This window comes from Polynucleobacter sp. 35-46-11 (genome assembly GCF_002281105.1).
Window position 1 is genome coordinate 1 of sequence record NZ_NCFJ01000457.1, and the last position, 1,984, is coordinate 1,984.

1 protein-coding gene and 2 pseudogenes are annotated in these 1,984 nt (G+C 45.9%); 2 read left to right on the forward strand and 1 reads right to left on the reverse strand.

Features of this window, described 5'->3' with window-relative positions:
- Positions 1-591: pseudogene (locus tag B7Y67_RS16300) on the forward strand (tRNA 2-selenouridine(34) synthase MnmH); the annotation flags it as partial.
- Here the strand turns inward: B7Y67_RS16300 and B7Y67_RS16305 are convergent.
- Positions 588-1,766 carry an acyl-CoA dehydrogenase gene (locus B7Y67_RS16305; protein ID WP_215300785.1) on the reverse strand — a complete coding sequence of 393 codons (1,179 nt, stop codon included), beginning with the start codon at positions 1,764-1,766 and terminating at the stop codon, positions 588-590. The pseudogene B7Y67_RS16300 and the gene B7Y67_RS16305 overlap by 4 nt on opposite strands.
- A gap of 96 nt (positions 1,767-1,862) precedes the next feature.
- On the opposite strand from B7Y67_RS16305, the pseudogene B7Y67_RS16310 reads away from it, so the two are divergent.
- Positions 1,863-1,984, forward strand: a pseudogene (locus B7Y67_RS16310) (VUT family protein); the annotation flags it as partial.

Below are 1,984 nucleotides of genomic sequence, written 5' to 3' on the forward strand. Positions count from 1 at the left end.
ATTCTTCAGGAGATTGGCTTGCTGGGTCAGCAGATAGTTGACCTTGAGGGCTTGGCTATTCATCGTGGCTCAGTATTGGGTAATGAGCCGAATATTGATCAGCCATCTCAAAAAGGCTTTGAGACGAATCTGTGGAATGCATTTAATTCACTGGATCCATCCAAGATTGTTTTTGTTGAGTCAGAAAGCAAAAAGGTGGGTGGCTTACATATTCCGGATCCATTGATGGAGCGCATCCGTGCAGGCAAATGTATTGAGCTTCGCTCAAGTACTACTACGCGCGTTTCTTGGCTTCTACGTGAGTACCGACATTTTTTATCTAATCCCGAGAGCTTTAAACAAAAATTGGGCTTACTGACATCGCGTTATGGCAAGGAGCAAATTGCCAAATGGCATGAGGCAATTGATACAGGAGATTTTGAGAGATTGGTGGAAGAATTATTGGTGATGCATTACGACCCATCCTACCAATCTTCTATTGTTCGTAACTTTCCAAGCTATCGCCAAGACCATTTCGTAGAGCTTGAAAATGACAGTGATGAAGCCTTTACACAAACTGCAAACGACCTCATCACCAAGACTGGCCTTTAACTAAAAGCCTGAATTCCGGTTTGTGCACGACCTAAGATAAGGGCGTGAATATCGTGCGTACCTTCATAGGTATTGACGACCTCCAGATTCAGCATATGACGCACTACGCCATACTCATCTGAGATGCCGTTTCCACCATGCATATCTCTAGCTAAACGAGCTACATCCAAAGATTTACCGCAGGAATTACGTTTCATCATGGAGGTGATTTCTGGAGCCGCAATACCCTCATCCTTCATGCGACCTAAGCGTAAGCAACCTTGAAGAGCGAGCGTGATTTCAGTTTGCATGTCAGCCAATTTCTTTTGAATGAGCTGATTGGCTGCAAGTGGGCGATCAAACTGCTTGCGATCCATGGTGTATTGGCGTGCGGCGTACCAACACCATTCAGCAGCACCAAGGGTGCCCCAAGCAATACCGTAACGTGCTGAGTTCAGGCAGGTAAATGGACCCTTGAGGCCAGTAATTTCTGGGAATTCATTTTCAGCCGGGACAAATACTTCATCCATCACGATTTCGCCAGTAATAGAAGCGCGTAGACCCATCTTGCCGCTGATCTTCGGGGCAGATAAGCCCTTCATGCCTTTTTCTAAAATGAAGCCTCTAATCAAGCCTTCATCATTTTTAGCCCACACCACAAATACATCTGCAATTGGGGAGTTGGAAATCCACATCTTGGAGCCAGTAAGCGAGAAGCCTCCAGGAACTTTCTTGGCTCTCGTGATCATGCCGCCCGCATCCGAGCCAAAATTTGGCTCAGTTAATCCAAAGCAACCAATCCATTCACCAGTAGCGAGTTTGGGCAAATATTTTTGCTTTTGAGCCTCACTGCCAAACTCATTAATAGGAACCATGACTAAGGATGATTGCACGCTCATCATGGAACGATATCCAGAGTCCACGCGCTCAATTTCACGTGCGATCAATCCATAAGAAACGTAATTGAGATTTGCGCCACCATATTCTTCGGGAATGGTGATGCCTAAAAGACCAAGCTCACCCATTTCACGGAAGATGGCTGGATCAGTAGTTTCATTGCGATAGGCATCATGAATGCGCGGCATTAAACGACCCTGAGCATATTCAGCAGCAGCGTCACGCACCATGCGCTCATCTTCGCTTAATTGTGTATCGAGGAGTAGGGGGTCTGCCCAATTAAAACTAGCTTTGCTCATGGTTCTTTGTTGTCCTATCTTGGTTTTTAATCTGCACTCTGTGAAATTCCTTGATTGCAGATATTCTCTTTCCATTATCCATTTTTTTCTTGTTTGATGGACGCACCCAGACGCCACCACCGCTACTACGACCTCATACTGACAGCCTTTGTCGTAGTCCTGCTGTGCTCCAACTTTATTGGTGCCGGGAAGGCTGCGACATTGGATCTGCCGTATTT

Bases quoted from the DNA above. Each gene is read 5' to 3' on its own strand.
- B7Y67_RS16305 (WP_215300785.1), bottom strand. From the start codon at position 1,766: ATGAGCAAAGCTAGTTTTAATTGGGCAGACCCCCTACTCCTCGATACA.